1 protein-coding gene is annotated in these 1,388 nt (G+C 62.4%); it reads right to left on the bottom strand.

Going from position 1 to position 1,388, the window contains the following annotated elements; translation table 11 throughout:
* Positions 1–261 precede the first annotated feature (261 nt).
* Complete coding sequence (locus ACODSR_RS20680) at positions 262–1,302, bottom strand: IS110 family RNA-guided transposase (protein ID WP_489078401.1); 1,041 nt, start codon at positions 1,300–1,302, stop codon at positions 262–264.
* Positions 1,303–1,388 lie beyond the last annotated feature (86 nt).

A 1,388-nucleotide genomic window follows, 5' to 3' on the forward strand; every position in this document is an offset into this window, starting at 1 on the left:
TCTGTGGATGGCTCCCGCGTTGCAAGCATAAAGTGATGATCTGACGTTCCGTCGGGTGCAGTCGTCTGTCCGGCCTGTTGATGCAGTCGGTGTAGACTGCTGGCCCTGATGGGGTTCGCGAACAAGGTCCGATCGGGTTTGCAGGCTATGACGCCTATGACAGTCCTTGGGTTGTCCTTGCTCCCGGTCCGACCGGTTTTGCCATCACATCCTTCGCTCTCACAACCTCGTAAAGCTGATCTCCTCAGCCAAGCTCCTGATCTATGCTGCCGCCAGCATAGGCGCATGCCCGCGTTCGAAGACACCGCCGCGCGCCATGACCGCCCATGCGATCCGCGCCATCTTGTTAGCGATGGCGACTGAGGCAACGCGCGCGGGCTTTCTGGCGAGCAGAGCGACAAAGCGCGGATCGACCGTGCTGGGTTTCTGCTTGGCGTATCGGACGAGCGCGGTTGCGCCGACAACCAGGAGCTGCCGCAGATATCGGTCGCCCATCTTGGTAATGCGCCCCAAGCGTTCCTTGCCGCCACTCGAACTCTGTCGCGGGGTCAGCCCTAGCCAGGCGGCGAATTGGCGCCCTGACGAGAACTGGCTTGGATCGGTCACCGACGCGGCGAGTGCGGTCGCGCCGATCGGCCCGATACCAGGGATCGTCGCCAGACGCCGGGCCCGCTCGTCGCTCCGCTGCAAAGCGGCGAGCCGCAGATCAAGCCTGCGCAACTGCGCGTGAAGCTGGAGCAGTTGCCCTGCGAGCGTTTCGACAACGTTCGCCGCTTCGGCTGGCAAGTCGAGCTGGGACTCCCCGTCGACGATCTCCCGTGCCATCTGCAATGCATTCACGATTCCGACCGGGATGGCAATACCCAGCTCGGCGAGGACGCTGCGCATCATGTTGACCAGCTGCGTGCGCTGTTTGATCAACAGCTGGCGCACGCGGTGCAGCGACAACGCCGCCTGCTGCTCGCGCGACTTGATGGGCACGAACCGCATAGTTTGACGTGTGACCGCTTCGCAGATCGCTTCAGCGTCGGCGGCATCGTTCTTACCGCGCTTCACATAAGGCTTTACGTAAGCCGGTGGCATCAGCCGCACCTCATGACCCAGCCTGGTCAATTCGCGCGCCCAGTGATGCGACGTCCCGCAGGCCTCGGCGCCTACCAGGCAGGGTGGCAGCTTCTCGAAGAACGGCAGCATCTGCGATCGCCGCAGCGCCTTGCGAATGACGACATCACCGGTTGCGCTGATACCGTGAACCTGAAAAACGTTCTTGGCCAAATCGAGGCCGATCGTGCTAATCTCCATGGCGGGTGGCTCCTTCTCGGGTTGCATGACAGCAAACCCATCTTGGCACTTAGATGCCGTGAGCGGGAGCCATCCACCTCATCCGG

The sequence above is a fragment of the Sphingobium sp. FG125 genome, assembly GCF_057809795.1.